General features: G+C 64.3%; 18 protein-coding genes. 11 read left to right on the plus strand and 7 right to left on the minus strand.

The genetic code is table 11. The features are described 5' to 3' along the window. Positions 1–3: 3 nt before the first annotated feature. Together aceF and aceE are read right to left on the minus strand one after the other, a co-directional pair. Entirely contained in the window at positions 4–1,695 is a 1,692-nt protein-coding gene (gene aceF / locus ACSVDO_RS11190) for a dihydrolipoyllysine-residue acetyltransferase (RefSeq protein WP_489592146.1), read from the minus strand. 18 nt (positions 1,696–1,713) lie between these two features. Continuing rightward, on the minus strand, positions 1,714–4,437 hold the full coding sequence (aceE, locus tag ACSVDO_RS11195; RefSeq protein WP_332534679.1) for a pyruvate dehydrogenase (acetyl-transferring), homodimeric type: 2,724 nt from the start codon (positions 4,435–4,437) through the stop codon (positions 1,714–1,716). A 276-nt stretch (positions 4,438–4,713) separates the two neighbouring features. On the opposite strand from aceE, the gene ACSVDO_RS11200 reads away from it, so the two are divergent. From ACSVDO_RS11200 to ACSVDO_RS11225, 6 genes are all read left to right on the plus strand, one after another. Next, positions 4,714–7,323 (plus strand): PAS domain-containing sensor histidine kinase, encoded by a 2,610-nt coding sequence (locus ACSVDO_RS11200; protein ID WP_332534680.1) that lies wholly within the window; start codon positions 4,714–4,716, stop codon positions 7,321–7,323. Continuing rightward, positions 7,320–7,958: a response regulator transcription factor gene (locus tag ACSVDO_RS11205; RefSeq protein WP_175503911.1), complete on the plus strand. Its 639-nt coding sequence runs from the start codon at positions 7,320–7,322 to the stop codon at positions 7,956–7,958. The genes ACSVDO_RS11200 and ACSVDO_RS11205 overlap by 4 nt, the downstream gene beginning before the upstream one ends. 75 nt (positions 7,959–8,033) lie before the next feature. Next, entirely contained in the window at positions 8,034–8,888 is an 855-nt protein-coding gene (gene folD, locus ACSVDO_RS11210; protein ID WP_332534681.1) for a bifunctional methylenetetrahydrofolate dehydrogenase/methenyltetrahydrofolate cyclohydrolase FolD, read from the plus strand. Positions 8,889–9,036: 148 nt separating this feature from the next. After that, positions 9,037–11,094: a M3 family metallopeptidase gene (locus tag ACSVDO_RS11215; RefSeq protein ID WP_489592150.1), complete on the plus strand. Its 2,058-nt coding sequence runs from the start codon at positions 9,037–9,039 to the stop codon at positions 11,092–11,094. 63 nt (positions 11,095–11,157) lie between these two features. Further along, positions 11,158–11,814, plus strand: coding sequence for a glutaredoxin family protein (locus tag ACSVDO_RS11220; RefSeq protein ID WP_489592152.1), 657 nt, complete (start codon positions 11,158–11,160; stop codon positions 11,812–11,814). 335 nt (positions 11,815–12,149) lie between these two features. Then, positions 12,150–13,406 carry a hypothetical protein gene (locus tag ACSVDO_RS11225; RefSeq protein ID WP_489592154.1) on the plus strand — a complete coding sequence of 419 codons (1,257 nt, stop codon included), beginning with the start codon at positions 12,150–12,152 and terminating at the stop codon, positions 13,404–13,406. A gap of 50 nt (positions 13,407–13,456) precedes the next feature. On the opposite strand, the gene rpiA is transcribed toward ACSVDO_RS11225, so the two are convergent. Next, positions 13,457–14,149 (minus strand): ribose-5-phosphate isomerase RpiA, encoded by a 693-nt coding sequence (rpiA, locus tag ACSVDO_RS11230; RefSeq protein ID WP_489592155.1) that lies wholly within the window; start codon positions 14,147–14,149, stop codon positions 13,457–13,459. A 34-nt stretch (positions 14,150–14,183) separates the two neighbouring features. Here rpiA and ACSVDO_RS11235 point away from each other — a divergent pair, with 34 nt between their 5' ends. Then, positions 14,184–15,230: a quinone-dependent dihydroorotate dehydrogenase gene (locus ACSVDO_RS11235; protein WP_489592157.1), complete on the plus strand. Its 1,047-nt coding sequence runs from the start codon at positions 14,184–14,186 to the stop codon at positions 15,228–15,230. Positions 15,231–15,312: 82 nt separating this feature from the next. Here ACSVDO_RS11235 and ACSVDO_RS11240 read toward each other — a convergent pair whose 3' ends face one another. The 4 genes from ACSVDO_RS11240 to ACSVDO_RS11255 all read right to left on the minus strand — a co-directional run bounded on the left by ACSVDO_RS11240 (position 15,313) and on the right by ACSVDO_RS11255 (position 17,637). Then, positions 15,313–15,654, minus strand: a complete 342-nt coding sequence (locus ACSVDO_RS11240; protein WP_332534688.1) for a hypothetical protein — start codon at positions 15,652–15,654, stop codon at positions 15,313–15,315. Then, entirely contained in the window at positions 15,651–16,046 is a 396-nt protein-coding gene (locus ACSVDO_RS11245; protein WP_332534690.1) for a phage holin family protein, read from the minus strand. Before ACSVDO_RS11245 ends, ACSVDO_RS11240 begins: the two co-directional genes overlap by 4 nt. Before the next feature lie 31 nt (positions 16,047–16,077). Continuing rightward, positions 16,078–16,389: an ElaB/YgaM/YqjD family protein gene (locus ACSVDO_RS11250; protein WP_489592160.1), complete on the minus strand. Its 312-nt coding sequence runs from the start codon at positions 16,387–16,389 to the stop codon at positions 16,078–16,080. A 141-nt stretch (positions 16,390–16,530) separates the two neighbouring features. After that, the gene (locus ACSVDO_RS11255; protein ID WP_489592162.1) at positions 16,531–17,637 is read right to left on the minus strand and encodes an NAD(P)/FAD-dependent oxidoreductase; all 1,107 of its coding nucleotides are present in this window, start codon (positions 17,635–17,637) and stop codon (positions 16,531–16,533) included. Positions 17,638–17,990: 353 nt separating this feature from the next. On the opposite strand from ACSVDO_RS11255, the gene ACSVDO_RS11260 reads away from it, so the two are divergent. From ACSVDO_RS11260 to ACSVDO_RS11275, 4 genes are all read left to right on the plus strand, one after another. Next, positions 17,991–18,935 (plus strand): dihydrodipicolinate synthase family protein, encoded by a 945-nt coding sequence (locus ACSVDO_RS11260; protein ID WP_332537356.1) that lies wholly within the window; start codon positions 17,991–17,993, stop codon positions 18,933–18,935. A gap of 495 nt (positions 18,936–19,430) precedes the next feature. Then, the gene (locus ACSVDO_RS11265) at positions 19,431–20,063 is read left to right on the plus strand and encodes a TRAP transporter small permease (RefSeq protein ID WP_489592164.1); all 633 of its coding nucleotides are present in this window, start codon (positions 19,431–19,433) and stop codon (positions 20,061–20,063) included. 1 nt (position 20,064) lies between these two features. Further along, complete coding sequence (locus tag ACSVDO_RS11270; RefSeq protein ID WP_489592166.1) at positions 20,065–21,330, plus strand: TRAP transporter large permease; 1,266 nt, start codon at positions 20,065–20,067, stop codon at positions 21,328–21,330. Between the two features lie 48 nt (positions 21,331–21,378). Then, positions 21,379–22,371 (plus strand): TRAP transporter substrate-binding protein, encoded by a 993-nt coding sequence (locus ACSVDO_RS11275; protein WP_332537361.1) that lies wholly within the window; start codon positions 21,379–21,381, stop codon positions 22,369–22,371. Positions 22,372–22,401: the final 30 nt, after the last annotated feature.

Consider the following 22,401-nt stretch of genomic DNA (forward strand, 5'->3'; position numbering starts at 1 on the left):
TCCTTACAGCACGATGCGGCGATAGTCCGCCAGCAACTGGCCCAGATAGGCATTGAAGCGCGCGGCCAGCGCGCCGTCGATGACGCGGTGGTCGTACGACAGCGACAGCGGCAGCTGCAGGCGAGGAACGAACTGCTTGCCGTCCCAGACAGGCTTCATCTGGCCCTTGGACAGGCCCAGGATCGCCACTTCGGGCGCATTCACGATGGGCGTGAAGTGCGTGCCGCCGATGCCGCCCAGCGACGAGATCGAGAAGCAGCCGCCCTGCATGTCGGCGCCGCCGAGCTTGCCGTCGCGCGCCTTCTTGGCGAGCTCGCCCATTTCCTGGCTGATCTGCATGATGCCCTTCTTGTCGGCATCCTTGAGCACAGGCACCACCAGGCCATTGGGCGTGTCCGCCGCAAAGCCGATGTTGAAGTACTGCTTGTAGACCAGCGTGTCGCCGTCGAGGCTGGCGTTGAACTCGGGGAACTTCTTCAGCGCCGCGACCACGGCCTTGATCACGAAAGCCAGCATCGTCACCTTGACGCCGCTCTTCTCGTTTTCCTTGTTGGTCGACACGCGGAAGGCTTCGAGTTCGGTGATGTCGGCTTCGTCATTGTTGGTGACGTGCGGGATCATGACCCAGTTGCGGTGCAGGTTGGCGCCGCTGATCTTCTTGATGCGCGACAGCTCCTTGCGTTCCACCGGACCGAACTTGGCGAAGTCGACCTTGGGCCAGGGCAGCAGGTCCAGACCCGCGCCAGCGCCGCCAGCCGCAGCCTTGGGAGCGACGGCACCTTGGGCCTTGGTCTGCAGCGCGCCCGACATCACCTGCTTGGTGAAGGCCAGCACGTCGGCCTGGGTGATGCGGCCCTTTTGCGCCGTGCCGGTGATCTCCTCGAGCGGCACGCCGAGTTCGCGCGCGAACTTGCGCACCGAAGGCGAAGCGTGCGGCAGCTTGCCCGAAGGCGGGGTCGTGGGATTGTGCGCGGGCACGGCAGCGACCGGTGCCGCAGCCACGGGCGCGGCTGCAGGCGCAGCGGCCGGGGCCGGCGCGGCCACAGGAGCCGGTGCGGCGGCGGGTGCCGAGGCTGCGGGCGCCGCAGCGCCAGCGGCTTCGATCTCACCGATCACATCACCGATGTTGACGGTGTCGCCGACCTTGAGCGTCAGCGCCTTGATCACGCCGGCGGCGGGCGATGGAATCTCCATCGACGCCTTGTCGGATTCGACGGTGAACAGCGATTGCTCGGCCGTCACCGTGTCGCCCACCTTGACCAGGATCTCGGTCACGGCCACGTCCTTGAAGTCGCCGATGTCGGGGATCTTCAGGGCGATGGTTGCGGCCGGGCTTGCGGCGGCGGGAGCCGCTGCTGCCGGTGCAGGGGCGGCTTGCGCTGCGGGAGCGGGAGCCGCCGAAGCCGGGGAAGCAGCAGCGGGGGCCGCAGCAGCGGGGGCCGCTGCTGCGCCGGCCGAAGCCGTTTCAATCACCGCAATGACCGAACCCTGCTTGACCTTGTCGCCCAGCGCCACGCGCAGTTCCTTGAGAACGCCCGCATGGCTCGACGGAATCTCCATCGAGGCCTTGTCGGATTCCACGGTCAGCAGCGATTGCTCGGCCTTGATCGTGTCGCCCACCTGAACCAGCACTTCGATCACCGACACCTCGTCGAAATCACCGATGTCCGGAATTTGAATGTCTACCAATGCCATATATGTCTCCCGGAATTCTTAGGCGTTCAGCGGGTTGATCTTGTCGACCTGGATGCCGTACTTGGCAATCGCTTCGGCCACCTTGGTCATGGGCAGCTGGCCGGCGTCGGCCAGGCCGCGCAGCGCCGCCACGACGATGTAGTGGCGATCGATCTCGAAATGCTCGCGCAGCTTGCGGCGGAAGTCCGAACGACCGAAACCGTCGGTGCCCAGCACCTTGTAGATGCGGCCCTTGGGGATGTAGGCGCGGATCTGTTCGGCATAGGCCTTCATGTAGTCGGTCGACGCGATCACCGGGCCGGTGGAGCCGGCGAGCTGTTGCGTGACGAATGCCTGGCGCGCGGTTTCCAGCGGGTGCAGCAGGTTCCAGCGGTCCACGTCCTGACCGTCGCGCGTCAGTTCGTTGAAGCTTGGGCAGCTCCAGACGTCGGCGGCCACGCCCCAGTCATTGAGCAGCAGCTCCTGGGCGAACATCGATTCGCGCAGGATGGTGCCCGAACCCAGCAGTTGCACGCGCAGGCCCGTGGTCGGCACCTTGATGCCGGCCTTGCACTGGTACATGCCCTTGATGATCTGCTCTTCGGTGCCGGGCGTGAGGCCTGGCATCGCGTAGTTCTCGTTGAGCAGCGTCAGGTAGTAGAAGACGTTTTCCTGCTCCTGCACCATGCGGCGCAGGCCTTCGCGCATGATCACCGCGACTTCGTGGGCGAAGGTCGGGTCATAGCTGACGCAGTTGGGCACGGTGTTCGCCAGGATGTGGCTGTGGCCGTCTTCGTGCTGCAGGCCTTCGCCGTTGAGCGTGGTGCGGCCCGAAGTGCCGCCCAGCAGGAAGCCGCGTGCCTGCATGTCGCCCGCCGCCCAGGCGAGGTCACCCACGCGCTGGAAGCCGAACATCGAGTAGTACACGTAGAACGGGATCATGATCCGGTTGCTGGTGCTGTAGCTCGTGGCGGCAGCGATCCAGCTGGACATGCCGCCGGCCTCGTTGATGCCTTCCTGCAGGATCTGGCCGGCCTTGTCCTCGCGGTAGTACATGACCTGGTCCTTGTCGACCGGGGTGTACTGCTGACCTGCAGGGTTGTAGATGCCGATCTGGCGGAACAGACCTTCCATGCCGAACGTGCGCGCCTCATCGACCAGGATGGGAACGACGCGCGGACCGATTTCCTTGTCGCGCAGCAGCTGCGTGAGGAAACGCACGTAGGCTTGCGTGGTCGAGATTTCACGGCCTTCGGGCGTGGGCTCGAGAATGGCCTTGAAGGTTTCCAGCGCGGGCGCAGTGAACTGCTCGTCGGCCTTGACGCGGCGCTTGGGCAGGTAGCCGCCCAGGGCCTTGCGGCGCTCGTGCAGATAGCGCATTTCCGGCGTGTCGTCGGCCGGCTTGTAGAACGGCAGATCGGCGATCTGGCTGTCGGGAATCGGGATGTTGAAGCGGTCGCGGAAGGCCTTGATGTCTTCGTCGCCGAGCTTCTTGGTCTGGTGCACGGTGTTCTTGCCTTCACCGATCTTGCCCATGCCGAAGCCCTTGACGGTCTTGACCAGCAGCACCGTGGGCTGGCCCTTGTGCTCGTTGGCCGCGTGGAAGGCCGCATAGACCTTCTGCGAATCGTGGCCGCCGCGGCGCAGGTTCCAGACTTCGTCGTCGCTCATGTGCTCGACCATCTTCAGCGCGCGCGGATCGCGGCCGAAGAAATGCTTGCGCACGTAGGCGCCGTCATTGGCCTTGAACGACTGGTAATCACCGTCGTTGCATTCCATCATGATCTTGCGCAGCACGCCGTCCTTGTCCTTGGCCAGCAGCTCGTCCCAGCCCTTGCCCCAGAGCAGCTTGATGACGTTCCAGCCCGAACCGCGGAACTCGCCTTCGAGCTCCTGGATGATCTTGCCGTTGCCGCGCACCGGACCGTCCAGGCGCTGCAGGTTGCAGTTGATGACGAAGATCAGGTTGTCGAGCTTTTCACGCGCGGCCAGCGAGATCGCGCCCAGCGATTCCACTTCGTCCATTTCGCCGTCGCCGCAGAACACCCAGACCTTGCGGTTCTCGGTGTTGGCAATGCCGCGCGCGTGCAGGTACTTGAGGAAACGTGCCTGGTAGATGGCCATCAGCGGGCCCAGGCCCATGGACACCGTGGGGAACTGCCAGAACTCGGGCATCAGCTTGGGATGCGGGTAGCTCGACAGGCCCTTGCCGTCGACTTCCTGGCGGAAGTTCAGCAACTGCTCTTCGCTGATGCGGCCTTCGAGGTAGGCGCGCGCATAGATGCCGGGGGACACATGGCCCTGGATGTAGAGGCAGTCGCCGCCGTGGTTCTCGCTCTCGGCATGCCAGAAATGGTTGAAGCCCGCGCCGAACATGTTGGCCAGCGAGGCGAACGAGCCGATGTGGCCGCCCAGGTCGCCGCCTTCGGGCGGATGGATGCGGTTGGCCTTGACGACCATCGCCATCGCGTTCCAGCGCATGTAGGCGCGCAGGCGGCCTTCGATCTCGAGGTTGCCGGGGCAGCGCGCCTCCTGCGAAGTCTCGAGCGTGTTCACATAGCCGGTATTGGCCGAGAACGGGCGGTCCACGCTGTTTTGGCGCGCGTGTTCGAGCAGCTCTTCGAGCAGCGCGTGGGCGTACTGCGCGCCCTCACGGTCGATCACGGCGGACAGCGCGTCCATCCATTCGCGGGTTTCTTGCTGATCGGTGCTGGCCACGGGGGTGGCGCCGGCGCCGGCCTGAGGGTCGGTCTGAGCTGTCATGGTGTCTCCTGGCAATAGGCGATAAACGAACAGTACGCGTTGAGCCCATTGTCATCGGGCCGGAATGCTCCTGCCAAATGCTCAACCAGCTGCCCTGCGCAAACGGCCGCAAACCGGCCGCCACTGAATGAATTTGATCGGAAGTTTCGCACATTTTCCGCAAATTTCAAATGATGCTTTTCAATTTCATAATGTGATATTTTGCTGCAAATGCACAATTCAAACGCAGGCTGAAGACCGCCGGAAAAGCGCGCCCTGCTCCTCTACACTCGGGCCATGGATCCCACTCCCGTCAAGCCTGCCGTCAGGCCCGCCGCATCCCCGCCTGGCGCGTCCGCGCCGGCCGCCCCGCATGTCCTGTCCGACACCATCGTTGCGCCCGCGCGCTGGTGGCGCAGCTGGTGGCGCAGCCTGTCGCCCACGCGACAGGACCGTTTTGCCGCGCTCGCGCCGCTGGCAGCGGTGCTGATGTTTCTTGCGGCCATCGTGGTCGCGTTCTGGTATCTGCGCGTGGAGGAAGTCGAGCGTGAGCAGGAAGCGCTGCGCCGCGATGTCGAATACGCCCAGCAGCGCGTGCGCCTGCGCCTGCTCGAACGCCAGGAGCAACTGATGCGCGTGGCGCGCGACATCGCCAACCAGGAGCTGGGTCGGGGCGACTTTGCGCGCCGCAGCGAAGCGCTGATCACCCAATACCCCGAGCTGCAGTCGATCAGCTGGATAGACGAGCACCAGCGCATACGCGCCAGCCATTCCGCGCCCACGGTGCACAGCGAACAGCTGCGCATCGCCGGCCAGATCCTGCGGCCCGGCGATACCGCACGCACGTTTGCGCAGGTGCAGGACCTGCAGCAGCCGGTCTATTCGCAGTCGCTGGCGATAGCCGGCGAGCCGGTGCCGCTGCTGCAGCTGCAGGTGCCGATCAACAGCACGGGCGGCTTTGGCGGCGTGGTGCTGGGCGAGTACTCGGTCGACAGCCTGCTGCGCTACGGCACGCCGACAGAAGTGCTCGCACGCTACGCGGTCACCATGCTCGACGGCAGCGGCAAGCTGCTGGCCGGCACGGCCTTGTCGCAGCGTGCCAGCGGCAATGCCTGGCGCTGGTGGCGTGACCGCGCCAACGAATATGAGGTGCCGGTATCGCCCGTGGGCAGCGGCCTGGTGCTGCGCGCCCAGGCCTACCGCACTTCGCTGGGCTTTGTGGGCAACAGCCTGTTCTGGCTGGTAGGCACGCTCAGCGCCATGACGGCCTGGCTGCTGCTGGCCACCTGGCGCCATACGCGCCGGCGCATGCGCGCCCAGGAAGCGCTGGTCGCAGAGACCAACTTCCGCCGCGCGATGGAAAACTCGGTGCTGACAGGCATGCGCGCGCTCGACCTCGAAGGCCGGATCACCTATGTGAACGCCGCGTTCTGCCAGATGACGGGCTGGAGCGAAAGCGATCTGGTCGGCCAGCTGCCGCCCTACAGCTATTGGCCCAGCAACGAGTACGACAGCCTGCGGCTGAAGCTGCGCGACGAGCTCAGCGGCAAGACCATCGTCGGCGGCTTCCAGGTGCGCGTGCAGCGCAAGAACGGCAGCCAGTTCGACGCGCGGCTGTATGTCTCGCCGCTGATCGACGCCCACGGCCAGCACACGGGCTGGATGTCGTCGATGACCGACATCACCGAGCCCAACCGCATCCGCGAGCAGCTGTCGGCCTCGCATGAACGCTTCACCATCGTGCTCGAGGCGCTGGACGCCTCGGTGTCGGTCGCGCCCCTGGGCAGCGCCGAGCTGCTGTTTGCCAACAAGCTCTACCGTCAGTGGTTCGGCTCGCAGACCGACGGTCATCTGCAGCTGGTGGCCCAGGCCGGCGTGCTGCCCACGCGCCACACCGACTCCAACATGGACGACGAGGACGGCCTGATGGGCCTGCCCGCCGACCCGCTGACCAGCGCGCGCAGCGAGAACGCCGAGATCTTCCTGCCCGACCTGGGCAAATGGCTGGAAGTGCGCTCGCGCTACCTCAGCTGGGTCGACGGCCGTCTCGCACAGATGGTGATCGCCACCGACATCACGCCGCGGCGCCTGGCGCAGGAGCAGGCCGCGCGCCAGGCCGAGCACGCGCAGTCGATCAGCCGCCTGATCACCATGGGCGAAATGGCGTCCAGCGTGGCGCACGAACTCAACCAGCCGCTCACGGCGATCAGCAACTACTGCAGCGGCATGATCTCGCGCAGCCAAAGCGGCCAGCTGAGCCAGGAGATGCTGCTCACGGCGCTGCAGAAGACCGCCCACCAGGCGCAGCGCGCAGGCCAGATCATCCAGCGCATACGCGCGTTCGTGAAGCGCAGCGAGCCCAACCGCACGCTGGCCCAGGTGGCCGACATGGTGAACGAAGCGGTGGAACTCGCCGACATCGAGCTGCGCCGCCACAACGTGCGTCTGACCCACCATATTGCCGAGCGGCTGCCGCCCGTGATGGCCGATGCCATCCTGATCGAGCAGGTGCTGGTCAACCTGATGAAGAATGGCGCCGAATCGATAGAGAATTCGCAGCGTCCGGGCCACCAGCGCAGTGTCGAACTGAGCGTGCTGCCGCGTGAAATCGAAGGCCAGCAGGTGGTCGAATTCACGGTGCAGGACACGGGCAAGGGCCTGCCGCCCGAAGTGCTCGAACGCCTGTTCGAAGCCTTCTTCACGACCAAGAGCGAAGGCATGGGAATGGGGCTCAATCTGTGCCGCAGCATTGTCGAGTCACACCATGGCCGAATGCGCGCGGAGAACCTCTACAATGGTTCAGATGTCATAGGCTGCCGCTTCACTTTCTGGCTGCCGCTCGCGGCTCCTGTGGATGCGACAGCGCTCACCACGACAACCGAACCCACACCAAGGACGATTGCATGAGTTTGATTCCGAAAAAAGGCACTGTGTATGTGGTGGACGACGACGAGGCCGTCCGTGATTCGTTGCAATGGTTGCTCGAAGGCAAGGACTACCGCGTGCGCTGCTTCGACGCCGCAGAATCCTTTCTGGCGCGCTATGACCCGCGTGAGGTCGCGTGCCTGATCGTCGACATCCGCATGGGCGGAATGACCGGCCTGGAACTGCAGGACCGCCTGATCGAACGCAAGTCGCCCCTGCCCATCGTGTTCATCACCGGACACGGCGATGTGCCCATGGCGGTGAACACCATGAAGAAGGGTGCGCTGGATTTCATCCAGAAGCCGTTCAATGAAGAAGAACTGCTGGGCCTGGTCGAGCGCATGCTGGACCACGCCCGCGAAGCCTTTGCCGGTCACCAGCAGGCCGCGAGCCGCGACGCGCTGCTCTCCAAGCTCACCAGCCGCGAAGCCCAGGTGCTCGAACGCATCGTCGCCGGTCGCCTGAACAAGCAGATCGCCGACGATCTGGGCATCAGCATCAAGACCGTGGAAGCGCACCGTGCCAACATCATGGAAAAGCTCAACGCCAACACCGTCGCCGACCTGCTGAAAATCGCGCTGGGACAAAACCAGCCCACAGGCAAGGTCCCGGCCTGATCCCTAGAATTACGGCAGGTACACGGCTGCTAGTGCCCCACGGTGCTAGCAGCATTTTTTATTGAGATTTCAAACATGACAGCCCAACTCATCGACGGCAACGCCCTCTCCCGCCAACTGCGCTCCGAAGTCGCCACGCGCGCCGCGGCACTCAAGGCGCGCGGCGTCACGCCCGGTCTGGCCGTGGTGCTGGTGGGCGACAACCCCGCCAGCCAGGTCTATGTGCGCAACAAGGTCAAGGCCTGCGAGGAAGCGGGCCTGCATTCGGTGCTCGAGAAGTACGACGCCAGCCTGACCGAAGCAGAACTGCTGGCGCGCGTCGAAGCGCTCAACAACGACCCCAGCATCCACGGCATCCTGGTGCAGCTGCCGCTGCCCGCGCACATCGACGACCACAAGGTCATCGAAGCGATCTCGCCGCTCAAGGATGTCGACGGCTTTCACGTCGCCAGCGCCGGCGCGCTGATGGTCGGTGAAGTCGGCTTCAAGGCCTGCACGCCCTACGGCTGCATGAAGATGCTCGAGTCCATAGGCATGAAGGATCTGCGCGGCAAGCACGCCGTGGTCATCGGCCGCTCGAACATCGTCGGCAAGCCCATGGCCATGATGCTGCTGCAGGCCAATGCCACCGTCACCGTGTGCCACAGCGGCACGGCCGACCTGGGTGCGATGACGCGCCAGGCCGACATCGTGGTCGCTGCCGTGGGCAAGCGCAACGTGCTGACGGCCGACATGGTCAAGCCCGGCGCCGTGGTGATCGACGTGGGCATGAACCGCAACGACGAAGGCAAGCTCTGCGGCGACGTGGACTTTGCGGGCGTCAAGGAAGTCGCGGGCTACATTACCCCCGTGCCCGGCGGTGTCGGCCCGATGACGATTACGATGCTTTTGGTCAGCACCGTGGAAGCGGCCGAGCGGACCGCGGCCTGAGCGACAGTTCGAAGGGTGTGCCCCGCTCGCATGCCCGGCACCTCGACGTTCAGCGCGAACAAAGCCAGCTGCTTGAACTGAACCTGTCCAAGCCTGCTGCTTTCACTCACCGCTTGAAATTATTAGTTACGCCGCCACATAAGCACGCATGAGCAATCCACTTCTCGACAAAACCGACCTGCCCCTGTTCGACCGCATCCAGCCCGAACATGTGCAGCCCGCGATCAATGAATTGATGGAGCAAGCCAGCAAGGCGCTGGAAACGGTCACCGCCGCGGATTTCCCCGCGCGCTGGGAATCGATTGCCGGCGTGCTCGATGTCGCAACCGAGAAGTTCTCCAGTGCATGGGGCGCCGTAAGCCACCTCAACAGCGTGGCTGACACGCCCGAGTTGCGCGCCGCCTACAACGAGGCTCTGCCCAAGGTCACCGAGTTCTGGACACGCCTGGGTGCAGACGAGCGGCTGTACGCCAAGTACAAGGCCATCGATCCGGCCACGCTCAATCCCGAGCAGCGCCGTGCCTGGGACAACGCCATCCGCAACTTCGTGCTGTCGGGTGCCGAACTGCAGGGCGAAGCCAAGGCGCGCTTCGCGCAGATCCAGGAACGCGCGGCCGAGCTGAGCCAGAAGTTCAGCGAGAACGCGCTCGACGCCACCGATGCGTTCGCCTACTACGCAACGCTCGATGAGCTCGAAGGCGTGCCCGCCGATGTGCAGCAGGCCGCACGCACCGCCGCCGAAGCCGAAGGCCAGGCCGGCTACAAGCTCACGCTGAAGATGCCCTGCTACCTGCCCGTGATGCAGTTCGCGCGCAGCAGCAGCCTGCGCGAAACGCTCTACAAGGCCTATGTCACGCGCGCCTCCGACCAGGCCGCGGGCGATGCCCGGAAATTCGACAACAGCGCCAACATCCGCGAAATCCTGGCGCTGCGCCAGGAAGAAGCGCAGCTGCTGGGCTACGCCACCTTCGCCGACCTGTCGCTGGTCACCAAGATGGCGAAATCGCCGGCCGAAGTCATCACCTTCCTGCGCGACCTCGCGCACCGCGCGCGCCCCTTCGCCGAGAAAGACGTTGCCGACCTGCGCGCGTTTGCCAAGGAAGAACTGGGCCTGGCCGATCCCCAGCCCTGGGACTGGAGCTATATCTCCGAAAAGCTCAAGGAAGCGCGCTATGCGTTCAGCGAGCAGGAGGTCAAGCAATACTTTCCCGCCCCCAAGGTGCTCGCCGGGCTGTTCAAGATCGTCGAAACCCTGTTCGAAGTCAGCATCCGCCGCGATGTCGCTCCGGTCTGGAACCCCGCGGTCGAGTTCTACCGCATCGAGCGCGCAGGCAGCAACGGCCCCGAGCTGGTCGGCCAGTTCTACCTCGACCAGCCGGCGCGCAAGGGCAAGCGCGGCGGCGCCTGGATGGACGATGTGCGCGCGCGCTGGCTGCGCCCCGACAACCACCAGCTGCAGACGCCCGTCGCGCATCTGGTCTGCAACTTCGCCGACGGTGTCGACGGCAAGCCCGCGCTGCTGACGCACGACGACGTGATCACGCTGTTCCATGAAACCGGCCACGGCCTGCACCATCTGCTGACCCGGGTCAACGAGCGCGATGTTTCGGGCATCAGCGGCGTCGAATGGGATGCGGTCGAGCTGCCCAGCCAATTCATGGAAAACTTCTGCTGGGAATGGAATGTGCTCGAGCACATGACCGCCCATGTGGACACCGGCGAGCCGCTGCCGCGCGCGCTGTTCGACAAGATGACGGCGGCGAAGAACTTCCAGAGCGGCATGGGCACGCTGCGCCAGATCGAGTTCTCGCTGTTCGACATGCTGCTGCACACCACGCACCAGCCGGCCGACGACATCATGCCGCTGCTGGCCCAGGTACGCGCCGAAGTCGCGGTCCTGCCCGCACCGCCCTACAGCCGCACGGCCCACACGTTCAGCCATATCTTCGCGGGCGGTTACGCCGCGGGCTACTACAGCTACAAGTGGGCCGAAGTGCTCAGCGCCGACGCCTACGCGGCCTTCGAGGAAACGCAGCTGCCCGACGGCAGCAATGCTCCCGAGACCGGCCGTCGCTACCGCGCCGCGATTCTCGAAGCCGGCGGCAGCCGCCCGGCCATGGACTCGTTCAAGGCCTTCCGCGGCCGCGAGCCTTCTCTGGACGCCTTGCTGCGCCACCAGGGCATGGCCGAACCGCTGGCGGCCTGACCAGGCGCAGGCGGCTCACCGCCGCCTGCCCGCCCTGCCCCTTCTTTTCACCAGGTTCCTGCCATGCTTGTTTCGCCCTCTCTGCAGCGCTCGGCACTGGTTGCGGTCATGGCGCTCGCCGTCACCGCATTCGCGGTGAATGAAGCCACGGCCCAGGCCATCTACCGCAGCGTAGGCCCCGACGGGCGCGTGACATTTTCCGACCGCGAGCCCAAAGCCGCGCGCGCCGCCGTGACCTCCGAAGATGCGCGCGCTCCGGGCAACGCCAGCGATGCCCTGCCCTATGGGCTGCGCGACGTGCAGGCACGTTTTCCCGTGACGCTTTACACCGGCAGCGACTGCAGCCCCTGCGCCAGCGCACGCGCGCTGCTCACGACGCGCGGCATTCCCTTCACCGAACTGAGCGTACAGACCAACGCCGACATCCAGGCGCTGCAGGCGCTCAGCGGCCAGCGCCAGCTGCCGTTTGCGACCATAGGCCGCCAGCATCTCACAGGCTTTGCGGCCGACGAATGGCGCCAATACCTGGATGCAGCGGGCTACCCGCAGACTTCGACCCTGCCCGCAAATTACCGCCAAGTGCCCGTGCGGCCGCTGGCCACGCCGCCCGCGCCAGCCGCGCCCGCTGCCGCACCCGCCGGGACAGAACGCCGCATGGAGATGCCGCCTGCGTCGTCCAACCGCGTGACACCCACCAATCCCGCAGGCCTGAGCTTCTGAGCCGCCAGCGCCGGCAAGGCTGGAGATGCGCCGCGCCAGCCCTTTGGCGCGGCAAGAAGCCACCACGCCAATCCCGCTCGGCACCCTGAATTTGCCGACCACGCCGCGCGCCATGCGCAGCCGAACGCCCGGCGGCAAGCCCGTGCCCGGGGCGGGAATTCTCTGCATCCATACATCTATCGGGATGGTGCCAACTTGCATCGCTTGATAGTAAAAAACTATTTATTATTTATTTTTGATAGAATTTCCACCAGGGCACGGATCGCTCATGCGCCTGAGCAACGACTGCCCCGTCTCCCCGCACTTTTGCAGTACTTCTACAAGGTTTAAAAATCATGGACAAGCAACCGCCTCAGGAGAGCACGCTGGACACTCTGATCAAGTCACTCCCGCCCACCGACAACACAACCCAAGATACCGAAGATACTGTCCCGGCAGAGCCCCGCTCGGACGGCCCCGCGGCTGTCAACGCCTCGACCGAGCAGATTGCCGCGGCCAACCAGGTGTACCTACAATTCCAGGCAGTGAAGGCCGAAGTGGTCAGGCTGGATCGCGGACTGGGCGATCGGATGGCTGCCGGTGAAAGAGAGGTCGCGAGAATGGCCCAGCAACTAGATCACTCTTCGACACAGAGCGTCATTCACCGCGGCATGCTACAAGTGGCCGAGGATGAGCTCGCCCAACTGGGCTCCTACTGGGCGCAGCACAATATGACAGAACGGATGTGGATGGCTTTACAAAAGGACCACATTGAAGGCCTGCAAGCAGCTGAACATGCCGCTGCGACTGCCCACCTTCGGCAGTTCCAAGGCCACGCGCTCGACGATCCTGCTCGAGTGCCGGGCCACCTCATCCGGGCTTTAACACAAGCCCGCGTCGACCCCCAAGCGCTCGCACGCCCGCTGGTGGACGCACTCAGAGAAATCATAGAAGAAATCAACCAAGCCTATTTCGTGGAAGAAAATGCGCAAGAGTACAGCGACCCAACGTACACGCAAACGAAGATCTACCTGGTGAGGCAGGACCTGGCCAAGCTCGATAAGCTGTTGGACGAAGAAGCTGTTTTACAGCGGCGCACGTCTGTTTCGCTTAGCAAGGCAATAGATGAACAGGACGACATTGCAGCCCAGAGGCAGACGCTGTCCGATTTTCTGCAACGCACAAACGCGGTCAAGGAACCCGTCAGCAGCAGTGTGGACGACCTGATTCAATTTGCCTACGACATCGCCAAATTCTACGCGGATGCGCCGTCGATCGGCACGCTGACAAACCTCCGCCTCAAATTGGTTGAATCAATAGCAGAGCTGGGCGAGCGCTTTGGCATGCGCGAGGATCTACTGCGCTGTTCGTATGGCTATGCAGAGTCGACAGTCCCGCAAGATGAAGGCGAAAGCGACAACGATTCAATTGACGAATGGTCGCTGATATCCAGCAACTACGTCTGGAACCCCGGACACACTCGCACCATCCATGTCGACTCGGAGGAGTCCGACGACAGCGAAGAAGGCACCGATATCGATGAGGTGAACCCGCTGCTGCATCTGCAGCCGCCAGGCTCCATGTGGGATGGGGCCCCCAACGGCCTGCCATGACCCACGCCGAGCCAGGCCGCGCATGACACGTTGACCATGGCCGCGCGGGGTCAGTAGGCGATGGTGCGCACGCCCTGTGCCGTGCCAAGAAGGCATACCGAAGCCTTCTGGTGGGCAAACACGCCCACGGTGACCACGCCCGGCCACTGATTGACTTCGGACTCGAAGGCCAGCGGATCGGCAATCGACAGGCCGCGCACATCCAGAATGTGCTGACCGTTGTCGGTCACCAGCGGCTGGCCGTCCTTGAGGCGCAGCGCGGCGCTCGCACCGCGCGCTTCGAAGCGGCGCGCGATCTGCTGCGCGGCCATGGGAATCACTTCGACGGGCAGAGGGAACGCGCCCAGCGCATCGACCAGCTTGGATTCATCGGCAATACAGATGAAACGCTTTGCGAGCGCGGCGACGATCTTCTCGCGCGTCAATGCCGCGCCGCCGCCCTTGACCATATAGCCCTTGCCGTCGATCTCGTCGGCGCCGTCGATGTACACCGACAGCGACTCGACCTCGTTGGCGTCGAACACCGCTATGCCCAGCGCCTTCAGGCGCTCGGTGCTGGCCACGGAGCTGGAAACCGCGCCGCGGATCTGGTCCTTGATGGTCGCCAGCGCGTCGATGAACTTGTTGACCGTCGAGCCCGTGCCCACGCCGACGATTTCGCCTGGCTGCACATATTGGAGGGCAGCTTGTCCCACCAGGGTTTTGAGTTCATCTTGGGAAAGGGCTGCAGCAGGTGTCGTCATGGGAGAGAATTGGAAGTAATCACCGAATTATCCAATGTCTCTTATTCCCTACGCACTGGCTAGACCCTTTCTGTTCCGGCTCGACGCCGAAGCAGCCCATGACCTGACCATGAACCTGCTGGCGCGCGGCCAGGGCACGCCGCTGCAATGGGCCTGGTCGCAACCCATGGTATCGGACCCGATCGAACTCGCCGGACTGCGCTTTCCCAACCGCGTGGGCATGGCCGCAGGCCTGGACAAGAACGCGCGCTGCATCGATGCGCTCAGCGCCATGGGCTTTGGCTTTGTCGAAGTCGGCACCGTGACGCCCAAGCCCCAGCCGGGCAATCCGCAGCCGCGCATGTTCCGCATTCCCCAGGCCAGGGCTCTGGTCAACCGCCTGGGCTTCAACAACCAGGGGCTGGAGGCATTCATCGCCAACGTGCGCGAGTCGAAATGCCGCGCCCAGGGCAAGCCCATGCTGCTGGGCCTGAACATCGGCAAGAACGCGCTCACGCCCATAGAGGAAGCGACCAGCGACTACCTGATCGCGCTGGAAGGCGTGTACCCGCATGCCGACTATGTGACCGTGAACATCAGCTCGCCCAACACCAAGAACCTGCGCGCGCTGCAAAGCGACGACGCGCTTGATGGCCTGCTGGGCGCGATCGCCGTGCGCCGCGAGCAGTTGGCCGCGCAGCACGGCCGGCGCGTGCCGCTGTTCGTCAAGATCGCGCCCGATCTCGACGCCGACCAGGTCGCGGTGATCGCCGCGACGCTGCAGCGCCATGGCATGGACGGCGTGATCGCCACCAACACCACCATCCGCCGCGAAGCCGTCCAGGGCATGGCGCATGCCGAGGAAGCCGGTGGGCTGTCCGGCGCGCCGGTGCGCGAGGCCAGCAACCATGTGATAAGCCAGCTGCGCACCGCCCTGGGCCCCAAGTTCCCCATCATCGGCGTGGGCGGCATCATGAGCGCCGCCGATGCCGTGGAAAAGATCCATGCGGGCGCCGATGTCGTACAGATCTACAGCGGCCTGATCTACGAAGGCCCGGCGCTGGTGCAGCGCGCGGCCAGGGCGATTCGCGCGCTGCGCTGAGCTGCGCGCGCAAAAAGAAAAAGCCGTGGCTGCTGGCAGCGCACGGCTTTTTCGCGTCCGGCTCGCGCCGGATTCGCCGCCCTTAGCGGCGGTATTTCATCACCAGCGGCAACACAATGCCCGACCAGCGGATCAGCCGCCGCGGACCCACGGCGAGGGCCGCTACGGCCGCAGCCGCGACCGCCATGGGATGCAGCCGCGCAAAGGCCACCAGCCGCTCCGACAGCGGACCGGAGGTAGGCATATGTGCCGATTGCTGGCTTTGCAACGCCAGCGCCTGGGCGCGCGCGCTGCGCCGCGCATTCAGGCGCTCGCGCTGCGTCGCAATACGCAGCAGCACGGCGCGGTGCGTTTCGGGCAGCGAAGGATCAAGCGCCGCGGCCTTGGCCTTGAGGCTGTCGGCAGAAGTCGTGGAAGTGTTCACAGCTTCTCCTTGAGCGAGCGCCAATCCTGCGCGAGCTCATTGCGTGTCAGCGCGAAAGCATTTCCGGCCTTGCGCAGCGTGGACCACAGACCCAGCAGCAAGCCGGCCCAGATCAACAACCAGGCACCGGCCACGCTCCAGGCGACCGTGACGCGCTCGGGCGAATCCCAGAAATGCACCAGCAGCGCCATCGAGAGCACGATCAAGGTCACCACGGTAAGCCCCGCCAGCGCGATGCCCAGCACCACGACGGAGATCAATCGGCGTTTCTGATCCTGCCATTCGAGGCGGGCGAGATCGAGGCGGTCTTCGGCCGCGATCGCGCCTTCGATCACATTGGCGCGCCAGCGCGCTATCCAAGCGTCGATCCCGAGTAGAGACAACCAGTTCACATCCATGTCCGGTGGATCGCTGTCGCGCGATTCAGCGGCGCGACAGCAGGAAACCGATGACTGCGCCAGCGGCGAGGGCTGCGCCGGCAACACGCCAGGGTTCGTCGTGCGCGTACTGATCCGCAGCCATGGCCGCATCCTTGGCCTGGCGGGCGGCTTCGCGCGCGGCGCGCACGGCCGAGTCGCGTGCGGATTCGATGCCCTCATCCAGGCGCTTGCGCAGCACCTGGATCTCGGGCAAAGCGTCCAGAGTCTTGCTGTCGACCAAGCCGCGCAGATCGCTCACCAGTTTTTCCAGGTCAGAAGGAGCGTGGGCGATGGTTTCGGATACGGATTTAGTCATGAAGGCCTTTCGGATGGACAATAAAAACAGGCGCCGGCAAAACGCATGCGAGGTGAGTCACCTACAAGCGCCTACTGGCGTCATGGCTTCATCTTAGCGAATGCAGAGGCAAGCACCAAGAGAATCTGGGCCGCAGCGCTGTCAGACAGCTCCCACAATTGCGCTTACAGACTCGGCAAGCGCAAGGCAGCTGGTCAATCCGGGCGACTCGATGCCGAACAGGTTGACCAGGCCGGGAACGCCGTGATCGCTCGGCCCCTGCAGCACGAAGTCGGCGGAGGGCGCGTCGGGCGCGCTGATCTTGGGCCGAATGCCAGCGTAGCCGGGCGCAAGTGCTCCGTCGCGCAGACCGGGCCAGTAGCTGCGCACCGCCGCATAGAACGCCTCGCCGCGCCGTGGATCCACCACCAGATCGTCAGGCCCATCAACCCACTCGACGTCGGGGCCGAACTTGGCCTGGCCGCCCAGGTCCAGCGTCAGATGCACCCCCAAACCTGCGGCTTCGGGCACCGGGTAGATGAGGCGCGAGAACGGGCTGCGTCCGCTGAGCGTGAAATAGCTGCCCTTGGCGTAATAGGCGCTGGGAACCACGTCCGCGGGCAGGCCGTCGAACGTCCGGGCCAGACCGGGCGCGTACAGGCCCGCCGCATTGACCACGGTACGCGCCATCAGCTCCATGCCGTCGGCCGTATGCAGCACTATGCCTTCGGGCGTGACTTCGGCGCGCAGCACGCGCGCATGAAATGCCACCAGGCCGCCGGCGTTTTCCAGGTCGCCCTGCAGCGACAGCATCAGCGCGTGGCTGTCGACGATGCCCGTGCTGGGCGAGTGCAGCGCGGCAACGCACTGCAGCGCGGGTTCCATGGTGCGCGCCTGCCCGGCATCGATCAGCACCAGATCATCGACGCCGTTGGCCAGGGCCTTGAGGCGAATCGATTCGAGCGTCGCGCGCTGGGCTTCGCTGGTGGCCACAATCAGCTTGCCGCAGCGCTTGAACGGCAGGCCGCGCTCTTCGCAGTAGGCGTAGAGCAGCTGCTTGCCGCGCACGCACAGCCGCGCCTTGAGCGAGCCTTCGGGGTAATAGATGCCCGCATGAATGACTTCGCTGTTGCGCGAACTGGTGCCCGTGCCTATGGCCTCGGCCGCTTCCAGCACCATCACTTCCCTGCCCTGCAGCGCCAGGGCGCGCGCCACGGCCAGGCCCACGACACCGGCGCCGATCACGACGCAATCCACACTTTCACGCATTGCCACCCCTGCTTGCAAAAAAACGATTTTGCCGCCGAAAACCCCGCACAGAGGCAGATGAGCGGCGCTTTTTTGCAGCGGCGGCTGGGCATGTTTCCACTGCTGATCAGGGCAATGACCGGTGGACGGCAGCGTCGCGCCCCGGCCACAGCGCGCCACTGCTTTTAACCGCATGGCGCCCATGCGCAACAACCCCCTTGCGCCGGAAAAAATCATCGACTATCCTCGGCATTCGGAATATTGCTAATATATTTACAGTCTATTTAAAGATTGATTCCGCTTTCGGCAGTTGCGTCGTTTGCCGCGCTTGCCGAAGGTGCCCACAGCGAGTTTTTTCACAAAGGTGGTTTTCTATGAGCACGAACATCTTCACCGGCACCATTCCCGCACTCATGACACCGTGCACGCCGGACCGCACGCCTGACTACGATGCACTCGTTGCCAAGGGCAAGGAACTCATTGCGGCAGGCATGAGCGCCGTCGTCTACTGCGGCTCCATGGGCGACTGGCCGCTGCTCACCGCCGAGCAGCGCCAGGAAGGCGTGGCCCGGCTGGTGGCCGCGGGCATTCCCGTGATCGTCGGCACCGGCGCGGTCAATTCCAAGGAAGCCGTGGCCCACGCCGCGCACGCCGCCAAGGTCGGCGCCCATGGCCTGATGGTGATTCCCCGCGTCATGTCGCGCGGTGCTTCCGCAACCGCGCAGAAAGCCCATTTCTCCGCCATCCTGGAAGCCGCGCCCAACCTGCCCGCTGTCATCTACAACAGCCCCTATTACGGCTTCGCCACGCGAGCCGACCTGTTCTTCGAACTGCGCGCCAAGTACGCCAACCTGATCGGCTTCAAGGAGTTCGGCGGCGCGACCGATCTGCGCTACGCCGCGGAACACATCACCTCCAAGGACGATGCCGTGACGCTGATGGTGGGCGTCGACACCCAGGTGTTCCACGGTTTCGTGAACTGCGGCGCCACGGGCTCCATCACAGGCATAGGCAATGCCCTGCCCAAGGAAGTGCTGCACCTGGTCGAGTTGTGCAAGAAGGCCGCCCAAGGCGATGTCGCCGCGCGCCGCCAAGCGCAGGAACTGGAGTCGGCGCTGGCCGTGCTGTCTTCGTTTGACGAAGGCACCGATCTGGTCCTGTACTACAAGTATTTGCTGGTGCTCAACGGCCAGAAGGAATACACGCTGCACTTCAACGAAACCGATGCGCTGACCGACTCGCAGCGCCGCTACACCGAAGCGCAGTACCAACTGTTCCGTGACTGGTATGCCGCCTGGTCCAAGGACCTGGGCCGCTGATCCTCTGGCTGCAAGCTCCCTCACGGGAGCTTTTTTTTGGCGCGCGCGCAGGCGCCAGCGCAGCGGTCTGGATGGCGCCATTTGGTGCGGATGCCGTGTGCGAAGCGCACCAGCGCTGTGCAGTCAGCGCCTGAAGACGGTGCATCGTGAGGGGAATGGACGGATGCTGCGGTCCATCCAGCCGCTTGCCCACCCGAAGGCCTGCAGCAGACAGCAGCAGGTATGGTTTGTGCTAGTACAACATAAAAATGTGTCAAATATATTTCCAGCATCTTTGCGCCACCTGATGAAAGCCCAATCATGCAAGCCAGCTCTGAACCCGGCCTTTGCGCAGCCCTCAGGAACGCGCGCCATGCCGATCGGCGCAGCACTGCGCGGCGATCCCAGGGAAACACCTATAGGCCGGCCTGCCCAAGGCTCTTAATATATTTGGCATATGTTTGAGTTGTGGGCAGTTTGTTTCACTTCCTTTTCCAAAAAACCAGAAGAAGCCTCATGGACGATATAGCCAACTCTTCCACTGCCCTCAACCCTCCACCGCGGCCCGTGCGCTGGGTGCTGGACGCCTCCGATGCGCTGCTGCGCGTGGAGCGCTGGCTGCTGACTTTCCTGATGAGCCTGCTGACCGCGCTGATCCTGATCAACGTGGTCACGCGCTACAGCGGCATGCCGATCTACTGGATAGACGAAGCTGCGGTCTATACGGTCGTCTGGCTGACCTTCATCGGTGCCTCGGCGATGACCCGCCTGCGACTGGACTTCGCGGTCACGATGCTCACAGAGAAGCTGGGAGCGCGCAACGCACGCATCGCCAAGGTGATCGCCACGGGCGGCGTGCTGTTCTTCGCGCTGGCGCTGTTCGCCATGTGCTGGATCTGGATGGATCCCGTGGGCATCGCCAGCAAGGGCTTCGACGCCAAGGAATACGCGGCCGAGTCCTTCAACTTCCTCTACACGGAGCGCACGCAGACGCTCGAATGGCCGGTGTGGGTGCTGCAACTGATCATGCCGATCTTCGCTGTCTGCATGAGCCTGCACGCCTTGGCCAACCTGCTGGAAGACCTGCACCTCGCACCCCAGCGCAAACACCCTGCCTTCCAGGCAGCCAACCCCGAAGCGGTGAACTGACATGCTGACCTCCCTCTTCTTCATCGTGATCATGCTGGTGGGCGTGCCCATCGGCCTGTGTCTTTGCCTCTCGGGCATTTTCTACATCTACAACACCGGCAACCCGGTGCTGCTGCAGTCGTTCGCCACGCAGATGTTCGCCGGCGTCGACAGCTACGGCCTGATTGCGATCCCGCTGTTCATCCTGATCGGTGAAATCATGAACAGCGGCGGCATCACGCGCCGGCTGGTCGATCTGTCGATGGCGTTCGTGGGCTCGATCAAGGGCGGCCTGGCCTACGTGAACATCCTGGCAAACATGCTGGTCTCGTCCATCATCGGCTCGGCCACGGCGCAGGTCGCGATCATGTCGCAGGTCATGGTTCCCGAGATGGAAAAGCAGGGCTACGACAAGACGTTTGCCGCCGGCCTTACCGTGTACGGCGGCATGCTGGGCCCCATCATTCCGCCGTCGGTGATGTTCGTGGTCTACAGCGTGCTGGCCCAGGTGGCCGTGGGCGACATGCTGATAGCGGGCATTCTGCCGGGCATCCTGCTGACGGTGCTGTTCTTCGGCGTGATCGCCTGCATGGGCCTGGTCTACAACTACCCGCGCAGCGCCAGGCGCACGCTGCGCGAGCGCGCCATGACGGTGCTCACTTCCAGCCCCACGCTGCTGATTCCGCTGGTGATCGTCGGCTCCATCCTGACCGGCCTGGCCAATCCGACCGAGGCCGCGGCCGTGGGCGCGGTGAGCGCGGTGCTCGTGGGCCGCTACGTGACGCGCGAATTCAAGTACTCCGACCTGGCGCCCATCATGCTGCGTGCCGCCATCTACTCGGCCATCGTGCTGTTCCTGGTGGCTGCGGCCTCCGTGTTCTCGTGGCTGCTGATCTACGGCAAGATTCCGCAGGAGGTCGCCGCCTGGATACAGACCGTGGCCAAGGACCCGATCACCTTCTTGCTGCTGGTCAACGTGATCCTGCTGATCATAGGCACCGTGATCGACGGCATTCCGGGCCTGATCATGACCGCGCCCATCCTGCTGCCCATCGCCACCGAGATCTACCACATCGACCCGCGCCATTTCGGCGTGGTGATCGTCATCAACCTGGTGCTGGGGCTGATGACGCCGCCCGTAGGCCTGAGCTTCTTCGTGGCCGCGGCCGTGACGGGGGCCAAGCCGGGGCGCATGTTCATCGTCACGCTGCCTTTCTTCATCATCAGCGTGATCGCGCTGATCATGCTTTCGCTGTTCCCCAGCCTGTCGCTGGGCCTGCTGAACTGACCGTTTCCCCGCTCTGCCTCGATTCCTCCCCTCTCTACGGAGTTTTTCATGACACTCAACCGTCGCCACTTTCTTCAGACCTCGGCCGTGGCCGCTGCGCCCCTGGCATTCGTGACGCCTTCGCGTGCGGCAGCAGCCAAGGAATTGCGCCTGGGCATCATCACGCCCGCAGGCCATTCATGGAACCGCGCGGCATTGCAGTTCGGCGAGGCGCTGTCCAAGGCCACCAACGGCCGCCTCACGGTGACAGTCTTCCATTCGGGCCAGCTGGGCAACGAGTCGGTGATGATGCAGCAGATGCAGTCGGGCGCGCTGGACATGGGCTGGATACAGGCTGCCGAACTGGGCACGCGCGTCTCCAGCGTGGCCTCGATCAACGCGCCCTATCTCGTACGCTCCACGCCCGCGGTCGCCAAACTGGTCAAGACCCCCGCGGCCCTGAAGCTGCTCGAAGTGCTGCCGCGCGAGACCGGCTGCGTGGGCCTGGGCTGGGGCATCACGGGCATGCGCGTGGTGTTCTCGAACAAGGACATCAAGACGCCCAATGACCTCAAGGGTCTCAAGATCCGCATCAACCCGACACCCGTCTACCGCGACTTCTACCAGTACTTCGGCGCCGCGCCCACGCCGATTCCCACGCCTGCGGTGTTCGATGCGATGACCAACGGCCAGGTCGACGGCCTCGAAGCCGACGTGGAGTTCTCGTGGAACCAGCGCTTCGACAAGGTGTCGAAAGTCATGATGCCGATGAACGCGCTGTTCATGCCGTTTGCGCCACTGTTCTCCGGCCGCGTCTGGGCCACGCTGGACACCAAGGACCGTGACCTGATTCGCCAGCTGACCACGCAGGCGCTCGACGCCCAGATCAATGACATCGTCACCACCGAAGCCGGCCTGCTGGAGAAGTTCAAGAAGGAATCGATCGCCATCCGCGATCTGAGCAACTTCGACACCAAGCCCGCAATCGATGCCTTCGACAAGATCTGGCTGCCCAAGGCGCCGCAGATCGCCGAGCTGCGCGCCGTCGGCGCAAAGCTCTGAGCCGCAGCTGAAAAAAAGGGGTGATGGCCT

Source organism: Comamonas sp. DB36 (assembly GCF_057914905.1).

Excerpts from the sequence above, each read along its gene's own strand:
- aceF (WP_489592146.1), bottom strand. The coding sequence starts at position 1,695 with ATGGCATTGGTAGACATTCAAATTCCGGACATCGGTGATTTCGACGAG.
- aceE (WP_332534679.1), bottom strand. The coding sequence starts at position 4,437 with ATGACAGCTCAGACCGACCCTCAGGCCGGCGCCGGCGCCACCCCCGTG.
- ACSVDO_RS11200 (WP_332534680.1), top strand. The coding sequence starts at position 4,714 with ATGGATCCCACTCCCGTCAAGCCTGCCGTCAGGCCCGCCGCATCCCCG.
- ACSVDO_RS11205 (WP_175503911.1), top strand. The coding sequence starts at position 7,320 with ATGAGTTTGATTCCGAAAAAAGGCACTGTGTATGTGGTGGACGACGAC.
- folD (WP_332534681.1), top strand. The coding sequence starts at position 8,034 with ATGACAGCCCAACTCATCGACGGCAACGCCCTCTCCCGCCAACTGCGC.
- ACSVDO_RS11215 (WP_489592150.1), top strand. The coding sequence starts at position 9,037 with ATGAGCAATCCACTTCTCGACAAAACCGACCTGCCCCTGTTCGACCGC.
- ACSVDO_RS11220 (WP_489592152.1), top strand. The coding sequence starts at position 11,158 with ATGCTTGTTTCGCCCTCTCTGCAGCGCTCGGCACTGGTTGCGGTCATG.
- ACSVDO_RS11225 (WP_489592154.1), top strand. The coding sequence starts at position 12,150 with ATGGACAAGCAACCGCCTCAGGAGAGCACGCTGGACACTCTGATCAAG.
- rpiA (WP_489592155.1), bottom strand. The coding sequence starts at position 14,149 with ATGACGACACCTGCTGCAGCCCTTTCCCAAGATGAACTCAAAACCCTG.
- ACSVDO_RS11235 (WP_489592157.1), top strand. The coding sequence starts at position 14,184 with ATGTCTCTTATTCCCTACGCACTGGCTAGACCCTTTCTGTTCCGGCTC.
- ACSVDO_RS11250 (WP_489592160.1), bottom strand. The coding sequence starts at position 16,389 with ATGACTAAATCCGTATCCGAAACCATCGCCCACGCTCCTTCTGACCTG.
- ACSVDO_RS11255 (WP_489592162.1), bottom strand. The coding sequence starts at position 17,637 with ATGCGTGAAAGTGTGGATTGCGTCGTGATCGGCGCCGGTGTCGTGGGC.
- ACSVDO_RS11260 (WP_332537356.1), top strand. The coding sequence starts at position 17,991 with ATGAGCACGAACATCTTCACCGGCACCATTCCCGCACTCATGACACCG.
- ACSVDO_RS11265 (WP_489592164.1), top strand. The coding sequence starts at position 19,431 with ATGGACGATATAGCCAACTCTTCCACTGCCCTCAACCCTCCACCGCGG.
- ACSVDO_RS11270 (WP_489592166.1), top strand. The coding sequence starts at position 20,065 with ATGCTGACCTCCCTCTTCTTCATCGTGATCATGCTGGTGGGCGTGCCC.
- ACSVDO_RS11275 (WP_332537361.1), top strand. The coding sequence starts at position 21,379 with ATGACACTCAACCGTCGCCACTTTCTTCAGACCTCGGCCGTGGCCGCT.